The sequence below is a fragment of the Streptomyces sp. BR1 genome (assembly GCF_052373795.1).
Classification (GTDB): domain Bacteria; phylum Actinomycetota; class Actinomycetes; order Streptomycetales; family Streptomycetaceae; genus Streptomyces.
The window spans coordinates 3,008,000-3,024,003 of record NZ_CM126252.1 but is presented as its reverse complement, the minus strand read 5'-3'; the positions used below and the strand labels follow the sequence as shown (position 1 = coordinate 3,024,003).

Below are 16,004 nucleotides of genomic sequence, written 5' to 3'. Positions count from 1 at the left end.
TTTTTTGTTTTAGCGAGTGGCGTACGTGATGAATGTGACCCAGGCGGTGGGGGCGATGGTGATTTCGGGGCCGGGGGTGTTCTTTGAGTCGCGGATGTGGATGGCGGAGGGGTGGGCCGCGACTTCCACGCACTCGCCGCCCGCGCCGCTGCTGTAACTCGACTTGCGCCAGTCGTAGGCGACTTCGACGCAAGTGCCGCCTTCGCCGCTGCTGTAACTGCTCTTGAACCAGTGGAGCTGCTGTTCGGTGTTCATCGCTCTCCCAGCATCTTCTCGATCAGGGACAGAGACTCCCGTGGGGTGAGAGCCTGCGCCCGGATGATCCCATAGCGCTCGCTGAAGATCCGGACTTCTTCCGGGTCTGTGATCAAGCGGGGGTAGCCGTGGATCTCCGTGTAAGCCACCTGTGGACGCCCCTTGGGGGTCAACAGAGTGAACTCTCCGTCCAGGCTGGGGTGTTCCTCCCGCTCGATGGGCATGACCTGGAGCTCGACAGTGCGGAACTGTCCGAGGCGCAGCAGCTGTTGCAGCTGCTCGGTCATGACGGCGGCCCCGCCGGTGGGCCGGTGCAGTAGGGCCTCTTCCAGCGCGAAGCTGAACGTCGGAGCGGGCCACCGCTCCAGGATCTGCTGCCGCGCCAAGCGGTCGAGTACGCGCTTCTCGATCGTCGCCTCGTCCAGCAGTGGTCGACGGTGGGTGAAGACCGCCCTCGCGTAAGCCTCGGTCTGGAGCAGGCCAGGCACGGCCTGGACGCTGTAGACGTGCAGGGAGACGGCTTCCGCCTCCACGTTCGCGTAGTCGCGGAACCAGCCCGGATGCCGCACTCGGGCCTTCACCTGGGCCTTCTCGATCGCGCGCTTCGCGGCGATCAACACCCCGCCCGCGTTGAGGATTTGATCGGCGCGGTCGAGGAAGTCGGGCTGGGGGATGCGTACGCCTCGCTCAAGGGCGGAGATCTGACCTTCGGTGTAGCCGACGAGCTTGCCGAACTCGCGCTGGGTGAGCCCGGCGCGGATACGCAGCACCTTCAGCTGCTCGCCGACGGCGATGAACAGCTCCGACGTACCGTCTTCCTCGATCGCCGACTCCGGTCGTTCTTCCAGGTCCATGGCTGCCTCCGTGGTCACGGCCGATGACTCGTACAGAGCGGAGGCCGTACCCGTACAGGAAAACGGTGGCGCGCCGACGCCCCTGTTCAGCGTACGCACATCTCGTCACGCTCGGTGACATGAATCCTCAAATCACCACCCCTGCAACCGAGTTCGTACGGCGTTTCAGCAGTACGCGCCGGGGTGCGAGCAGTGCGCGGAAGGTGGCGCTCGGGCAGTTGGACGCGTGGGGCATCCCGCACGGGAGCGAACGCTCCGACACGGCCGCGCTCGTCGTCGCGGAGCTGGCGGCGAACGCGGTGCTGCACGGCCACGTACCGGGCCGCGATTTCGAACTCCGGCTCGTACTCGGCACGGTACTCCGCATCGAGGTCGCGGACACCAGGGCCGAACGCCTCCCGAGCCGTCCGGGTCCGGAGGCGGTGGGCGGCTGCGCGGAGTCGGGCCGGGGGCTGCTGCTGGTGGCGGCGCTGGCGACGGCGTGGGGGGTGGAGGAGCGGCCGCCCAGGAAGACGGTTTGGGCGGAGGTGGGGGTGTAGGGGGTGGGGTGAAGTGGCGGCGTGGGGTTGGCTGTTGAGGCCTGGCGATCTTGCGGAGATGCAGGCAGATTGCGGTTACGCGGGCCAGCGGCCACCTTCGCCCATTAGCCTGATGACCCACGCCCGGGGCTGATCCCAAGGGGGGATGCGGGCGGGATGGGGCTTATGTCGGAATCCATGAAAGTAAGCAAAAACGGGGCTGGGTCGACCTGAAACGCCAGGTCGCGCCCTGTGGTCCCCGCGCATGCGGGGGTGGTCCCGTCTCTACCGCCTCTTCCAGGGCTTCGAGAGAGTGGTCCCCGCGCATGCGGGGGTGGTCCCACCGTCTATCACATGGACTCGGTGCCGGTGACGTGGTCCCCGCGCATGTGGGGGTGGTCCCCAGTGGGTGAACACGGCCCAGGCGTGGCTGCCGTGGTCCCCGCGCCTGCGGGGGGTGGTCCCCACGTCGTACCGTCGCCCTCGGTTTCGGCCTGGTGGTCCCCGCGCATGCGGGGGTGGCCCCGTTCCCGGCAACGATCACGGTGACCCGGGCGCGTAGTCCCCGCGCACGCGGGGGTGGTCCCATCATCCAGGCCATCAGCCTGAACATCCCGCTGTGGTCCCCGCACACGCGGGGGTGGTCCCTGCTCGGGTCTCACGATCTACGCCTACGCCAAGTGGCCCCCGCGCATGCGGGGGTGGTCCTCGGACCGAGGCACAGCACATCGACGCCCTGTCGTGTTCCCCGCGCCCGCAGGGCTGATCCCCCCGAATCACCCGCCACCACCCCAACGGCCAAATCGACCGCCCAGCGCGCTTCAGGCGCTGCGCCTCAGTAGTTCGCCGTACTCCCGGAACATCTCCGTCACCGCCGCGTCCGCCGCCTTCGAGCGGGCGGCGAAGTTGAGGAAGCCGTGGATCAGGCCGGGGTAGCGGTGTTTGTGGACCGTTACGCCCGCCGCTGCCAGGGCGTCCGCGTACGCCAGGCCCTCGTCCCGTAGCGGGTCGTACTCGCCGCAGCCGATCACCGCCGGCGCCAGGTCCGCGTGGCTGGTGGCCAGGAGCGGGGACGCCGGGGGGAAGTCGGCGGCGGCTCGCATCTCGCCCAGGTAGAGGGCGATGTCGTTCTCCACCTCGGCCGTCGTCAGGAGGTAGCCCGTGGCGTTCTCCGTCAGGGACGCGTGGCTGCGGCCGGGGCTCAGGTCCGTGGACGGGTACGCCAGTAGCTGCGCCGCCAGCGGGCGGCCCTCGTCCCGGAAGGCCAGCGCCACTCCGGCGGCCAGACCACCGCCCGCGCTGTCGCCCGCCACGCCCAGTACTCCGCCGCCGTACTCGCCGATCGCCTCCGCGACATGGCTCGTCACCGCCACGCAGTCGTCGAAGCCCGACGGGAACGGGAACTCGGGGGCCAGGCGGTAGCCGACGCTCACCACGACCGCGCCCAGGTCCCGGCACAGTCTGCGGCAGACTCCGTCGTGGGTGTCCAGGTCGCCGACGATGAAGCCGCCGCCGTGGAAGAACACGATGGTGGGGGGCGGTGTGCCTGGTGCCTCTGGGCGGTACGTGCGTACGGGGACGCCCGCGATTCTGTCGTTCGTCACCTCGGCCACCTCGATCGGTGGGTCCGGGGCGACGGCCAGCGACAGCATGCGGTTGCCTGCGCGCATGTCGGCGACGGAGGGTGGGGCGTCGGGCGCGGGGGCGTCTACGCCGTACTGCTTTAGCATGGCCGCGATTTCGGGGTCCATCGGCATGTTGCCAGGATGGACCCCTTCGTGGTCCTTGCGCATCGGGGCCGCGCCGTTGCTTCGCTGGATGCGGTCGTTTGGGTGCGGGCCGTCTGTGGCTGGTTGCGCCGTTCCCCGCGCCCCTCTAGACCCTCTTGAAGGTGCGGACCGCGCGTGGTGCTCGCGCCGTTCCCCGCGCCCCTTAAGGCATCCGGGACCAAGCAGATCGCCCCAGCCCCCGCGCCCCTAGAGGCATCCGTGAGGCCCCCGGCACCTAGCAGTTGTTCCCACTAGGACGCCCCGCGAACTGGTCCGCCAACCAGTCCGCCGCCGGGAGCGCGCCCACCGTCACCCCGCCGATGTGCCCCAGCAGCGGCAGCGCGTGCCAGGAGATGTTCGCTCCCCGCGCGCACCAGTCCGACCTCAGGCCCTGGCCCACCGCGTACGGGATCAGCTCGTCCAGGGTGCCGTGGTACAGGTACACCGGGGCGTCGGGGGCGTGGGTGCCCAGGCGGGACTCGTTCAGGCGCGCCTGCCAGTCCGGTTGGTCCAACGGGTTCTTCACCGTCAGGTCTGTGATGTGTTTGAAGGAGCCCACGACCGAGTCGATCGCCACGCAGTTCGACTTGAAGTAGTGCACCAGCGCCTTCCCCGCCGGGTTCAGATACGCGTCCAGGTTCAGCTCCGGGAACGCCGCGTTCTGGCCCGCCGCCGCCATGAAGATCAGGCCCGAGCCGAGGCCGCCGTCGTTGGCGTGGGCGACCTTCAGGAGGTCGGCCGGGACTCCGCCGGTCGCCGTGCCCTTGACCTTGAGCTCGGGGGCGTACGAGTCGTGGAGTTCGGCCGCCCAGCTGCTGGCCTGGCCGCCCTGGGAGTAACCCATGATGCCGACGGGGGAGTTGGCGTCCACGCCGGGGATGCCGAGGCGCTGGGCCGCGCGGGCCGCGTCGAGCATGGCCGTGCCCTCGGCCCGGCCGACCGTGTACGTGTGGTCCCCGGGCGTGCCCAGGCCCTCGTAGTCGGTCACCGCGACCGCCCAGCCGCGCTGCACGATCTGGTTGATCAGGGTGGCCTCGATCGTCGTTCCGTACGGGAATCCCGCGCTCGGCGCGCACGAGTCGGCCATACCGACCGTGCCCACCGCGTACGTCACGAGCGGACGCGGTCCCGTACGGCCGTCGTTGGGGACGATCACCGTGCCGGACACGACGTTCGGGCCGCCCTTGGCCGTCGTCGAGCGGTAAGTGATGTGCCAGGCACTGGTGTTGGTCCATTGACCGGGCAAGGGGTGGAACTCCGTGGGGGCCGACGTGACCACGTCCCCGGGGCTCGTGGAGGTGTCGGCTGCGAACGCCGTGGGGGTGGCTGCCGAGAGGAGGAGCCCGGCGGCGACCGCGCCGGCGACTCTGGTTCGGATGGGCATTGCGGCTCTCCCAACGTCCTGTGGGGTGGGGGCAGTTGGGGAGACAGTAGTGACCCGCCAGTAGGTACGGCGCTGACCGAACCGCTCACCTTCACTGGCCCAGCCGATACGCCCCCGGCGTCGTCCCCGTCCAGCGGCGGAACGCCCGGTGGAAGGACGTGTCCTCGGAGAAGCCCAGCCGTGCCGCCAGGTCCGCGATCGGCTCGTGCCCCTCCGCCAGGCCCGCGATGGCGGCATCGCGCCGCACCGCGTCCTTGAGCTGCTGGAACGACGTTCCCTCCTGCTGGAGGCGGCGCCGCAACGTCGCCGGGGAGAGGGCGAGCCGGGCCGCCGTGGCGTCCAGGGACGGCAGGCGCGGGGAGTCCTGGAGGACCCGGGCGAGGTCGCGGTGGACCTGCTCGGCCACCGTCGTCCCGTACGCCCTGCGGCTCAGCAGTTCGAAGGGTGCCCGTCGCAGCATCTGCTCCAGCGCCGCCTCGTCCCGTACGAGGGGTGCGGTCAGCCAGCGGGCGTCGAACACCGCCTCCGTACGCGCGTCCCCGAAGCGGACCGGGCAGCCGAACAGCGACGGGTACTCGTCCTTGTGCGGGGGCGGCGGATAGCCGAACGACGCCCGCAGCAGCGGGATCCGGCGGCCCACCAGCCAGCTGCACAGCCGGTGCGAGATGATCAGCAGGCACTCGGTGAGGAAGTGGTCCGTGTCCCGACCGCCGAGGTCACCTCGTACGGAGAAGACCGCTTGCCCGGTGTCGGTGACGGTCAGCGACAGGATCGGGCCGCCCGGGAAGAGGCCGTAGAACGTGATCCCGCGCCGCATCGCCGCCCCCAGATCGCGGCACGCCAGCGACGCGTAACACATCATCGCGAAGGTGCCGGGGCGGCTCGGGGCCGTGCCGAGCCCGAGGAACTCGTCGCCCGTCGCCCGGTACAACGCCCGGAACAGCAGCGCGAATTGGGCGGGCGTCACCCGCGCCCGGTCGTCGCCGAGGAGCGATGCGGGGATACCGGCGGCCTGCAGCAACGGCACGGTGTCGATGTGGCGCCGCTCGGCGCCGCGCAGCACGGCGCGTACATGGTGCACGGTGATCGTCCCCTTGCCCATGGCCAACGACCGTAGCGGGATTGAGCGGTGCGGTCAGCGGGGGTGACGTTTCCCGTCATCCCGCGCGGCCGAACCCCGTCGTTACCGTCGGGTATATGACGGAACCGAGCACACGACGTCCCAGGACGCTGGCCCTGTTCGCGGAGTGGGTCGGGGAGCGGTACGCGTCCCACCCGGCCCAGCGGTTCCGCACGCCGGACGGCGCCTGGACCTCCACCTCGTACACCGACCTCCGCGACACGGTCCGCCGCACGGCCTGCGCCCTGCTGGCCCTCGGCCTGCGCCCGGGCGACCGCGTGGCGATCCTCGCCGAAACCCGCCCCGAGTGGACCCACACCCACCTGGCCTGCCTGGCGGCGGGCACGGTGGTCGTCCCGATCTACCCGACGGCGGGGGAGGAGGAGGTGGAGTGGGTGCTGAAGGACTCGGGGGCGAGCGTTGTCCTGTGCGAGGACGCGGCGCAGGCGGCCCGCGTTACCTCCTTACGTCCTCGCCTCCCCGACCTGCGGGAGTTGCGTGTGCTGTGCGCTACCGGAGGCCCTACAGGGGCGCGGGGAACTGCGCGACAAGCCCCCACCGGCCCGCAGTCGAAAGCAAACCCCGCATGGGCGGTACTGGGGGAAGGGGCCAACGCACCCCTTGACGACCTGCTGGCCCGCCAAAACGCCGTCCGCCCAGAGGACACCGCAACCCTGGTCTACACATCCGGCACCACAGGCTCGCCCAAAGGCTGCCGCCTCACCCACGCCAACATGGGCGCGGTACAGGACGCCACACTGCACCTCACCGAAGGCGGCCCGGGCGACAGAACGTACCTCTACCTCCCCCTCGCCCACCTCCTCGCCCAGCTCATCCAGTTCTCCACGCTCCTCTACGGCGGTGAACTCTGCTACTTCGGCGGCCGAGTCGAGGACGTCATAAAAGAGCTGGCAGAGGCGCAGCCCACCCATCTCCCCTCCGTGCCAAGGCTGTTCGAGAAGGTGCACCAGAGCGTTCTGAGGCTCGCGGAGGCCCAGGAGAACGGAAGGGCTCGCTTCGAGGAGGCCGTACGGCTCGGCGTGCTCGCCGCCGACGGCCAGCTGCCGCCCGAGCTGCACGAGGCCCACGCGACCGCCGACAAGGAGCTGTTCGCGCTGGTGCGGGCCGCGTTCGGGGGTCGTCTGCGCTGGGCGCTCACCGGCGGCGCCCCGATCGCCCCCGCCACCCTCGACTTCCTGCGGGCCACCGGCATCGCGGTGTTCGAGGGGTATGGGATGACCGAGTCGGGCGGGGTGATCACGCTGAACCACCCGGGCGCCGTGCGGTACGGAACGGTCGGGCGGCCGGTCGAGGGGTGCGAGGTGCGGATCGCCGGGGACGGCGAGGTGCTGGCGCGCGGGGCGAACGTCTTCCCCGGGTATCACGCCAATCCCGCCGGTACCGCCGAGGTGCTGGACGCGGACGGGTGGCTGCACACCGGGGACCTGGGGGAGCTGGACGACGACGGCTATCTGCGGATCACCGGCCGCAAGAAGGACCTGATCATCACGTCCGCCGGGAAGAACCTCACCCCGTCCGAGGTCGAGCTCGCCATCGAGCGCTCGCGTTTCGTCTCGCACGCGGTGATGATCGGCGACCGCCGCCCGTACCCGGTCGCGCTGATCACGGTCGACGCGGCCGAGGTCGCGGGGAAGGACGCGGCCGCCGTACGGGCCCTGGTCCAGGAGGCCGTCGACGAGGCCAACTCCCGGGTCTCCCGCCCGGCCCGCATTCGCGCCTTCGCGGTCCTGGACGAGGACTTCACCATCGCCGGCGGGGTGCTCACGCCGACGCTCAAGGTCCGCCGCCGGGCGGTGGCGGAGCGGTACGCCAAAGAAATAGAACGACTGTACGAATAGGAATGCCAGGCGCCCGCGCAAAGGCAGGAGCCCTTTCCCGTACGTCGCCGTACGGGAAAGGGCTCCTTGGGTACTGCTAGTCAGCGATCGCCGACCCGGGCAACTAGGCCGGGGTGACGTTCTCCGCCTGCGGGCCCTTCGGACCCTGCGTGACGTCGAAGTTCACGACCTGGTTCTCCTCCAGGGAGCGGAAGCCAGACGCGTTGATCGCGGAGTAGTGGACGAAGACATCCGGGCCGCCGCCGTCCTGGGCGATGAAGCCGAAGCCCTTTTCAGCGTTGAACCACTTGACGGTTCCGGTAGCCATAAGCCCTCCTTGGGCCAAAGGGTTGCCCTGCTCCAGAACCTGCAAACAAGTCTGAAAACTACAAAAGCCTGCGGGTTACATGCTCCGCAGGCTCTGTACTGCAAGGGAAACCAAACTGCAACTTGCGCTGAGCGTAGCACGCAGGATCGGGGGTGCGGTAGAGGGAAAGATCACGTCACCCGGACGTTTGACGGGCCTTTGACGCGCTGACGAAGAGACCCGCCGTAGCTGGACAAACCGGACAGGTCTAGTCTCGCGATGTGGACCAAACAACCACCCGGCCACGGGTCGGGCACATCCAGTTCCTCAACTGTCTGCCGCTGTACTGGGGCCTCGCCCGTACGGGCACCCTCCTTGACCTCGAACTCACCAAGGACAGCCCCGAGAAGCTCAGCGAGCAGCTGGTCCGCGGCGATCTGGACATCGCCCCGATCACCCTCGTGGAGTTCCTGCGCAACGCGGACGATCTGGTGGCGTTTCCCGACCTCGCGGTCGGTTGTGACGGGCCGGTCATGTCCTGCGTGATCGTCTCGCAGGTGCCGCTCGACCGGCTCGACGGCGCCCGGGTCGCCCTCGGCTCCACCTCGCGCACCTCCGTACGCCTGGCGCAGCTGCTGCTCGCCGAGCGGTACGGGGTCCAGCCCGACTACTTCTCGTGCCCGCCCGACCTCGGCCTGATGATGCAGGAGGCCGACGCGGCGGTGCTGATCGGGGACGCCGCGCTGCGCGCCTCGCTGCACGAGGCCCCGCGCCTGGGGCTCCAGGTCCACGACCTGGGCACCATGTGGAAGGAGTGGACGGGCCTGCCGTTCGTCTTCGCCGTGTGGGCGACCCGCAAGGACTATCTGGCCCGCCGGCCCGAGATGGTGCGCGAGGTCCACGAGGCGTTCCTGGCCTCCCGTGACCTCTCCCTGGAGGAGGTCGCCAAGGTCGCCGAGCAGGCGGCCCGCTGGGAGGTCTTCGACGCGGAGCTCCTGGAGCGCTACTTCACGACGCTGGACTTCCGGTTCGGCGCCGCGCAGCTGGAGGGCGTACGGGAGTTCGCCCGCCGGACCGGTCCGACCACCGGGTTCCCGGCGGACGTGGCGGTCGCGCTGCTCGGCGCGTAATCGAATGTGCTCTGTGCGTTAGGGCGACGGGATCGGGGCCATCAGGTGCTGGCTGATCCACTGCATGGTCCCGTCGCCCATTCCCTTGATGTACGTGTGGGCGTTGTGCTTGCCGCCCTGGATGACCTGGAGATGGGTCTTGACCGGGCCCTTGCCGTACCGGTCTATGAACCCCTTCAGGTTCGCCATGCCGCCTTCCTTGGTGCCTATCTGGAAGGCGAGGTCGACCTCGGGGCCGTTGCTGTCGATCAGGGCCTGGGCGAGCTTCTCCGGGTTGTTCGCCTGCTTCTCGGCCTCGTGGCCGGCCCACAGCGGGGAGTCCGGCACGGTGTCGGGGCCCGAGGCGATCACGGCGCGGAACTGGTCGGGGCGCTTGAGCACCGACTTCAGGCCGACGAAGCCGCCGGAGGACGAGCCCATGAACGCCCAGCCGTCACGGGACTTGAAGGTGCGGAAGTTCGCCTTCACGAAGTCCGGCACGTCCTCGGTCATCCAGGTGCCCATCTTGGGGTGGCCCGGGATGTCGCTGCCGTCGTAGTAGTACTTCGCGTCCGGGTTGAGGACCGGCATCACCACGACGAACGGGACGCTCTTGCCCTCCTTCGACCACTCGGTGATGCTGCTCTGCAGCTTGAGGTCGGTGCCCATCCAGTAGTTCTTGGGGTAACCGTTTCCGCCCGGCAGCGCGATGAGGACCGGGAAGCCGCTCTGGGCGTACTTGGGGTCGAAGTACTGCTTCGGCGCCCACACCCACACCTTGCCGGTGAAGCCCGACTTCTTGCCGTGCAGGGTGGTCACGCCGATCTTGGTGCCGTCCTCAAGGGTGTTCTGCGTGGTGAACTCGGCCTTGGGGCCGGTCGGCAGCAGCGTCTTGGCGCTGACCTCGGAGGCGTTCTTGTCCTGCGGCGTCTGGGGCGCCTTGCTGCCGGCCTTGGGCGAAGCCGACTGGGCGCCCGGGCTGTCGAAGCTGACCGGCTTGCTCTCGTCCGAGCAGCCGGTGACCAGCACGACCGCACCGAGGACGGCGGCGGCTATCAGCGCGGCGGGACGGCGATTCATACGGTGCTCCGAGGTGTTTTGTCGCTTACAGGCCAAGTGTGCGTTTCTCGTGCGATCTCCGCAGGGAGAGACGACCATTCGTTCGATACGGTTCGTCGCCGTACGTCTCGGATCCGACACGAGCCAGTGATCCCGCCCACGTCGCGCTCTACGCTGCTGTTCGACCGTACTTGACGGCCCGGGCCGGTCGGCCAGGGTATTTCGTCCCGGTCCTGTCGCCCGGTCCTGTCGCCTTGGGGGAGCAGATCGCGATGCAGCCGCTCGAAGCGGACGAACCGCGCACCATCGGCGCCTACCGGCTGCTCGGCAGACTCGGCGCGGGCGGCATGGGCCGCGTCTATCTGGGCCGCAGCGCCGGTGGCCGTACGGTCGCGGTGAAGGTCGTCCACCCGCACTTCGCGCTCGACGAGCAGTTCCGGGCCCGGTTCCGCCACGAGGTGGAGGCGGCCCGGCGGGTCGGCGGGGCCTGGACCGCGCCGGTCCTCGACGCCGATCCCGAGGCCGCGGTCCCGTGGGTGGCCACCGGCTATGTCGCGGGCCCCTCGCTCGCCCAGGCGGTCACCGCGCACGGCCCGCTGCCCGAGCACGCGGTGCGCGCGCTGGGCGCCGGGCTCGCGGAGGCGCTGGCGGCGGTGCACGCGCTCGGCCTTGTCCACCGGGACGTGAAGCCCTCCAATGTGCTGCTCACGCTGGACGGGCCCCGGCTGATCGACTTCGGCATCGCCCGCGCCACGGACGGCACGGCCTCGCTCACCGCGTCAGGTGTGTCGATCGGGTCCCCGGGCTATATGTCGCCCGAGCAGATCCTGGGCAAGGGGGTCACCGGGGCGGCCGATGTGTTCTCGCTGGGCGCGGTGCTCGCGTACGCGGCCACGGGTGCGCCGCCGTTCCCGGGCGACTCCTCGGCGGCCCTCCTCTACAAGGTGGTGCACGAGGAGCCGGAGCTGGGCGGTGGACTCGGCGGCGAGCTGCGGTCGGCGGTAGGCGCGTGCCTGGCCAAGTCGGCGGCCGATCGCCCCGCCCCCGCCGAACTCGCCCATGCCCTGGCCCCCGCCGGCGCCGCCGCCCTGGTCGCCACCGGCTGGCTGCCGGGCGCGCTGGTGGAGGAGGTGAGCCGGTCGGCGGTACGGCTGCTGGACCTGGAACCGGAGGCTCCGGCCACGGACGCCCCCGGCCCGGTGGCGTTCGCCGGCCCGTCGGTGGGGGTGTTCGGCCCGCCGGACGCGTCGTACGGGGCCGGTGCGCCGGTCGCGTCGCAGAGCGGTGGCTCGTACGCGTACGGGAACGGGGTGGCCGCTGGCGGTGCGGGGGCGGGGATCGCCGATGCCGTGCCCGGGCCGCGTATGCCCGAGCCGCCCGCCGCCCCGCCCCGCGTCTCGCTCTCCATGGGCACGGCGGTCGAGCCGGGTGAGCGGGGGCGCGGGCGGCGGGTCAGCTGCACGGTGGCGCTCGCGGTCGCGGGCGCGCTGGCGGCGGTGACGGTCGGGGGCGCGTTCGTCTTCGACTTGTTGCCGGGGCGCGGCGGCGGCAGTGACAAGGCCAGCGGCTCGGCGTCCTCGGGCTCCCCGCGTCCGCCGAGCTCGTCCTCCGGGGACAGCAGCGGATCGGTGTCCGCGCTGCCGCAGGCGTTCTGGGGGACCTGGCAGGGCCCGATGACCGAGTCGTCGACCGGGCAGCCGCACGGCGATCTGACGGCGGTGTTCTCGCCGGGCTCCATTGGCAAGGACGTGGTGAGCACCTCGTCCAAGATCACCCTCATCGGTACGACCGTGGAGTGCTTCGGGATCGGCAAGCTGGTGTCCGCCACGGCGGACAAGGTGACGATCGAGGAGCGTACGGACCCGTCCCGGCCGCGCCTGGGGGGCCTGTGCACCAGCGGCACGGCCACACTGGTCTTCACGCGCAACGCGGACGGCACCCTCAAGTACGACTCCCAGGAGGAGGCCGCGGGCAAGCCGTACGCGACGCTGGTGAAGAAGAAGTAGGTGAAGAAGTGGGGGCCGGTCGAGAACAAGGGCTCGGCCCCACCCGGACCGAGGCCGTGTCGGCGTGCTGGCGTAGGCTGGCGCGGTCCGTCCGAACCCCGCCGAAAGGGACACTCCGGTGACTGAGAAGGCCGAGCTTCAGTCCGTCCTCGACCGTGCCGCGGCGGGTGGACGCATCACCCCCGAAGAGGCCCTCGACCTCTACCGCTCCGCCCCGCTGCACGCGCTGGGCGCGGCCGCCGACGCGGTGCGCCGCCGCCGGTACGCCGGGACCGAGCACATCGCGACGTACATCATCGAGCGCAACATCAACTACACCAACGTGTGCGTCACGGCGTGCAAGTTCTGTGCCTTCTACGCGGCCCCCAAGGACACCAAGAAGGGCTGGACGCGCGACCTCGACGACATCCTGCGCCGCTGCGCGGAGACCGTCGAACTGGGCGGCACCCAGATCATGTTCCAGGGCGGCCACCACCCGGACTACGGCGTCGAGTACTACGAGAAGCACTTCAGCGCCATCAAGCAGGCCTTCCCGCAGCTGGTCATCCACTCCCTCGGCGCGTCCGAGGTCGAGCACATGGCCCGCATCTCCGGGGTGTCGGTCGAGGAGGCCATCACCCGTATCCACGCGGCCGGTCTCGACTCCTTCGCGGGCGCGGGCGCCGAGCTGCTGCCCGAGCGGCCGCGCAAGGCGATCGCGCCGCTCAAGGAGAGCGGTGAGCGCTGGCTGGAGATCATGGAGACGGCGCACGGCCTCGGCGTCGAATCGACCTCCACGATGCTGATGGGCACCGGCGAGACGAACGCCGAGCGCATCGAGCACCTACGGATGATCCGTGACGTACAGGACCGGACGGGCGGCTTCCGGGCCTTCATCCCGTACACGTACCAGCCCGAGAACAACCACCTCAAGGGCCGTACGCAGGCGAGCGTCTTCGAGTACCTGCGGATGATCTCGATCGCGCGGCTCTTCCTCGACAACGTCGCCCACATCCAGGGCTCCTGGCTGACCGTCGGCAAGGAGGCGGGCCAGCTGTCGCTGCACTACGGCGCGGACGACCTGGGCTCGATCATGCTGGAGGAGAACGTCGTCTCCTCGGCGGGCGCCAAGCACCGCTCCAACCGTATGGAGATCATCGAGCTGATCCGCAAGGCGGGGCGGGTGCCCGCGCAGCGGGCGACGACGTACGAGCACCTGCTGGTCCACGACGACCCGGCGAACGACCCGGTCGACGAGCGGGTCATGTCCCACATCTCCTCGACGGCGATCGAGGGCGGGACGGCGCACCCCGAGCTGAAGCTCCTGGCCTCCAACTAGCGTTCCTGTGCTGACGATTCACGCCCCTTCGGTGGGGGACGCCGTGGTGGTCGAGGGTGCGGTGGTGGTGGCGATCGGGCCGTACTCGGAGCTGGCGGCCGCGTATCCCGCTGCGCGGGTGCGGCGGTGGCCGGGGGTGCTGGTGCCCGGCCTGGTCAATCCGTACGGTTCGGAGCTGCTGGAGCGGGCGTATCACCCGGACCCGCGCGAGGCTTCCTCGCTGGGCACGGAGCCGATCCTCGACCCTTCCTTCCCGGTCGACGAGGCGCGTCGGGGCGGGAGTGCGCGGCGGGGGGTGCAGCGGCTGCTGGCGCATGGAGTGGTGGCGGTTTCGGGGGAGTTGCGGTCGCGGGTGGTGGTGGAGGCGGTGCGGCGGTCGGGGCTGGGGGTGGTGCCCGGGCCTGTTCCGTCCGGGACGCCGTCCCTGGGTGCGGGTGCGGCGTTGCCGCCGCTGCGGGTGGGCGGGGCGGCCCGGTTCGCGGTGTTCGACGGGGATGTGTGCGTGGTGACGGTGCTGGATGGTCGGCTGGTGTATCGCTCCCGCTGATCGAGCCCCACCCCGCCCCTTCCCGAAAGCCTCCGGCGGTTGTCGTTCGTCTGCGGGTGGGTGGGGGCCGCTCGCGCAGTTCCCCGCGCCCCTAGGAGCGCCCTCCGGGCGCATTTAAGGGGCGCGAGCAACCCAGCACGATCCGCAGCCAAAGAGCTCCCTCGGAGAGTTTCGGGAAGGGGTGGGGTGGGGGACGCCCGCCGCAGGCGAAACGGGTCGCCCCCGGGCAACACGGGGGGCGTGGGCGGCGGGGCGGAGACCCGGGGGCACAATGTGGGGGTGACCCGCGCATCCCTGGACAAGCAGCCGCACGAAGTCGCCTCGATGTTCGACGACGTCGCCGCGAACTACGACCTCACCAACGACGTGCTCTCCCTCGGCCAGGCCCGCCTGTGGCGCAAGGAGGTCGCGAAGGCGGTCGACGCGCGCCCGGCGCAGAAGGTCCTCGACCTCGCCGCGGGCACGGCCACGTCCTCCCTCCCGTTCGCCGCGACCGGCGCGTACGTCGTCCCGTGCGACTTCTCCATCGGGATGCTGAAGGTCGGCAAGGCGCGCCACCCGCACCTGCCGCTGACCGCCGGCGACGCCACGAAGCTGCCGTTCAAGGACGACACCTTCGACGCCGTCACCATCTCCTTCGGCCTGCGCAACGTGCAGGACACCGACGCCGCCCTGCGCGAGCTCTTCCGCGTCACCCGCCCCGGCGGCCGCGTCGTCATCTGCGAGTTCTCGCAGCCGACCTGGAAGCCGTTCCGTACGGTCTACACCGAGTACCTGATGCGCGCGCTGCCCCCGGTGGCGACGGCCGTCTCGTCCAACCCCGACGCGTACGTCTATCTCGCCGAGTCCATCCGCGCCTGGCCCGACCAGCCCGCGCTCGCCGCGAAGCTCCAGCGGGCCGGCTGGTCGAAGGTCGCCTGGCGCAACCTGACCGGCGGCGTCGTGGCCCTGCACCGCGGCTACAAGCCCCAGTAACCGGTCGGGCAGCACATCACCGTGGACTACCAGGCCGTCCTTGAGCGGATCGCGGACGACGTCGCGCCGCTCATCGGCAGCGGCACCCCCGCCGCGTACATCCCCGCCCTCGCGGACGTCGACCCGTCCCGCTTCGGCATGGCCGTCGCCGACCTCGACGGCAAGGTGTACGGAGTGGGGGACTGGCAGCGGCCGTTCTCCGCGCAGTCGATCACCAAGGTCTTCACGCTCGCCCTCGCGCTCGCGCGCGGCGGCGACAGCCTGTGGGAGCACGTCGGCCGCGAGCCGTCGGGCAACCCGTTCAACTCCCTCGTACAACTGGAGTACGAGAACGGCATTCCGCGCAATCCGTTCATCAACGCGGGCGCGCTCGTCGTCACCGACCGGCTCCAGACGCTCACGGGTGACGCCAGCAGCGAGATCCTGGAGTTCCTGAAGGAGGAGACCGGCAACCCGGACCTCGCCTTCGACGCGGACGTCGCCGAGTCCGAGTCGGCGCACGGTGACCGCAACGCGGCCCTCGCGCACTTCATGGCGTCGTACGGCAACATCGCCAACGACGTTCCCACGCTCCTCGACCACTACTTCTGGCAGTGCGCGATCGAGATGAGCTGCGAGGATCTGGCGCTCGCGGCGCGCTTCCTGGCCCGCCACGGTCTGCGCGCGGACGGGTCCCGGCTGCTCACCCGTAGCGAGGCGAAGCAGATCAATGCGGTGATGATGACGTGCGGGACGTATGACGCGGCGGGTGACTTCGCGTACCGGGTGGGCCTGCCCGGCAAGAGCGGCGTCGGCGGCGGCATCGTCGCCGTCGTCCCGGGCCACTGCACGCTGTGCGTGTGGTGCCCGGGGCTGGATGCTCGGGGGAACTCGGTGGCGGGCGTCGCGGCCCTGGACCGCTTCACGACCCTGACGGGCTTGTCGGTGTTCTGACCCCCACCCCGC

The 16,004-nt window shown here is 70.4% G+C and carries 15 protein-coding genes; 8 read left to right on the top strand and 7 right to left on the bottom strand.

Annotation, left to right across the window (positions count from 1 at the left end; all coding sequences use genetic code 11):
* Positions 1-9 precede the first annotated feature (9 nt).
* Complete coding sequence (locus ACT1U9_RS13010; protein ID WP_444538462.1) at positions 10-255, bottom strand: DUF397 domain-containing protein; 246 nt, start codon at positions 253-255, stop codon at positions 10-12.
* The gene (locus ACT1U9_RS13005; protein WP_444539093.1) at positions 252-1,109 is read right to left on the bottom strand and encodes a helix-turn-helix domain-containing protein; all 858 of its coding nucleotides are present in this window, start codon (positions 1,107-1,109) and stop codon (positions 252-254) included. Before ACT1U9_RS13005 ends, ACT1U9_RS13010 begins: the two co-directional genes overlap by 4 nt.
* A 119-nt stretch (positions 1,110-1,228) precedes the next feature.
* Between ACT1U9_RS13005 and ACT1U9_RS13000 the strand changes: the two genes are divergently transcribed.
* Complete coding sequence (locus ACT1U9_RS13000) at positions 1,229-1,648, top strand: ATP-binding protein (RefSeq protein ID WP_444538461.1); 420 nt, start codon at positions 1,229-1,231, stop codon at positions 1,646-1,648.
* An 800-nt stretch (positions 1,649-2,448) separates the two neighbouring features.
* On the opposite strand, the gene ACT1U9_RS12995 is transcribed toward ACT1U9_RS13000, so the two are convergent.
* The 3 genes from ACT1U9_RS12995 to ACT1U9_RS12985 form a co-directional block, all read right to left on the bottom strand.
* The gene (locus ACT1U9_RS12995; protein WP_444538460.1) at positions 2,449-3,357 is read right to left on the bottom strand and encodes an alpha/beta hydrolase; all 909 of its coding nucleotides are present in this window, start codon (positions 3,355-3,357) and stop codon (positions 2,449-2,451) included.
* Positions 3,358-3,631: 274 nt separating this feature from the next.
* Positions 3,632-4,780, bottom strand: a complete 1,149-nt coding sequence (locus tag ACT1U9_RS12990) for a lipase family protein (RefSeq protein ID WP_444538459.1) — start codon at positions 4,778-4,780, stop codon at positions 3,632-3,634.
* Between the two features lie 91 nt (positions 4,781-4,871).
* Positions 4,872-5,882 carry an AraC family transcriptional regulator gene (locus ACT1U9_RS12985; RefSeq protein WP_444538458.1) on the bottom strand — a complete coding sequence of 337 codons (1,011 nt, stop codon included), beginning with the start codon at positions 5,880-5,882 and terminating at the stop codon, positions 4,872-4,874.
* 95 nt (positions 5,883-5,977) lie between these two features.
* Here ACT1U9_RS12985 and ACT1U9_RS12980 point away from each other — a divergent pair, with 95 nt between their 5' ends.
* Positions 5,978-7,759 (top strand): AMP-dependent synthetase/ligase, encoded by a 1,782-nt coding sequence (locus ACT1U9_RS12980; RefSeq protein ID WP_444538457.1) that lies wholly within the window; start codon positions 5,978-5,980, stop codon positions 7,757-7,759.
* Between the two features lie 103 nt (positions 7,760-7,862).
* Here ACT1U9_RS12980 and ACT1U9_RS12975 read toward each other — a convergent pair whose 3' ends face one another.
* On the bottom strand, positions 7,863-8,066 hold the full coding sequence (locus tag ACT1U9_RS12975) for a cold-shock protein (protein ID WP_003967102.1): 204 nt from the start codon (positions 8,064-8,066) through the stop codon (positions 7,863-7,865).
* Positions 8,067-8,326: 260 nt separating this feature from the next.
* Between ACT1U9_RS12975 and ACT1U9_RS12970 the strand changes: the two genes are divergently transcribed.
* On the top strand, positions 8,327-9,175 hold the full coding sequence (locus ACT1U9_RS12970) for a menaquinone biosynthetic enzyme MqnA/MqnD family protein (RefSeq protein WP_444538456.1): 849 nt from the start codon (positions 8,327-8,329) through the stop codon (positions 9,173-9,175).
* A gap of 18 nt (positions 9,176-9,193) precedes the next feature.
* Here the strand turns inward: ACT1U9_RS12970 and ACT1U9_RS12965 are convergent, their stop codons facing one another.
* A complete protein-coding gene (locus ACT1U9_RS12965; RefSeq protein WP_444538455.1) occupies positions 9,194-10,234 on the bottom strand; it encodes an alpha/beta hydrolase in 1,041 nt (346 codons plus the stop codon).
* Positions 10,235-10,485: 251 nt separating this feature from the next.
* Here ACT1U9_RS12965 and ACT1U9_RS12960 point away from each other — a divergent pair, with 251 nt between their 5' ends.
* The 5 genes from ACT1U9_RS12960 to ACT1U9_RS12940 all read left to right on the top strand — a co-directional run bounded on the left by ACT1U9_RS12960 (position 10,486) and on the right by ACT1U9_RS12940 (position 15,992).
* A complete protein-coding gene (locus ACT1U9_RS12960; protein WP_444538454.1) occupies positions 10,486-12,219 on the top strand; it encodes a serine/threonine-protein kinase in 1,734 nt (577 codons plus the stop codon).
* Between the two features lie 118 nt (positions 12,220-12,337).
* Positions 12,338-13,537: a cyclic dehypoxanthinyl futalosine synthase gene (gene mqnC, locus ACT1U9_RS12955; protein WP_361430932.1), complete on the top strand. Its 1,200-nt coding sequence runs from the start codon at positions 12,338-12,340 to the stop codon at positions 13,535-13,537.
* Between the two features lie 7 nt (positions 13,538-13,544).
* Positions 13,545-14,084, top strand: coding sequence for an imidazolonepropionase-like domain-containing protein (locus tag ACT1U9_RS12950; protein ID WP_444538453.1), 540 nt, complete (start codon positions 13,545-13,547; stop codon positions 14,082-14,084).
* Between the two features lie 279 nt (positions 14,085-14,363).
* Positions 14,364-15,059 (top strand): demethylmenaquinone methyltransferase, encoded by a 696-nt coding sequence (locus tag ACT1U9_RS12945; protein WP_444538452.1) that lies wholly within the window; start codon positions 14,364-14,366, stop codon positions 15,057-15,059.
* A gap of 21 nt (positions 15,060-15,080) precedes the next feature.
* Positions 15,081-15,992: a glutaminase gene (locus ACT1U9_RS12940; RefSeq protein WP_444538451.1), complete on the top strand. Its 912-nt coding sequence runs from the start codon at positions 15,081-15,083 to the stop codon at positions 15,990-15,992.
* Positions 15,993-16,004: the final 12 nt, after the last annotated feature.

Bases quoted from the DNA above. Each gene is read 5' to 3' on its own strand.
- ACT1U9_RS12960 (WP_444538454.1), top strand. From the start codon at position 10,486: ATGCAGCCGCTCGAAGCGGACGAACCGCGCACCATCGGCGCCTACCGG.
- ACT1U9_RS13000 (WP_444538461.1), top strand. From the start codon at position 1,229: ATGAATCCTCAAATCACCACCCCTGCAACCGAGTTCGTACGGCGTTTC.
- ACT1U9_RS12965 (WP_444538455.1), bottom strand. From the start codon at position 10,234: ATGAATCGCCGTCCCGCCGCGCTGATAGCCGCCGCCGTCCTCGGTGCG.
- ACT1U9_RS12975 (WP_003967102.1), bottom strand. From the start codon at position 8,066: ATGGCTACCGGAACCGTCAAGTGGTTCAACGCTGAAAAGGGCTTCGGC.
- ACT1U9_RS12980 (WP_444538457.1), top strand. From the start codon at position 5,978: ATGACGGAACCGAGCACACGACGTCCCAGGACGCTGGCCCTGTTCGCG.
- ACT1U9_RS12995 (WP_444538460.1), bottom strand. From the start codon at position 3,357: ATGCTAAAGCAGTACGGCGTAGACGCCCCCGCGCCCGACGCCCCACCC.
- ACT1U9_RS13010 (WP_444538462.1), bottom strand. From the start codon at position 255: ATGAACACCGAACAGCAGCTCCACTGGTTCAAGAGCAGTTACAGCAGC.
- ACT1U9_RS12985 (WP_444538458.1), bottom strand. From the start codon at position 5,882: ATGGGCAAGGGGACGATCACCGTGCACCATGTACGCGCCGTGCTGCGC.
- ACT1U9_RS13005 (WP_444539093.1), bottom strand. From the start codon at position 1,109: ATGGACCTGGAAGAACGACCGGAGTCGGCGATCGAGGAAGACGGTACG.
- ACT1U9_RS12990 (WP_444538459.1), bottom strand. From the start codon at position 4,780: ATGCCCATCCGAACCAGAGTCGCCGGCGCGGTCGCCGCCGGGCTCCTC.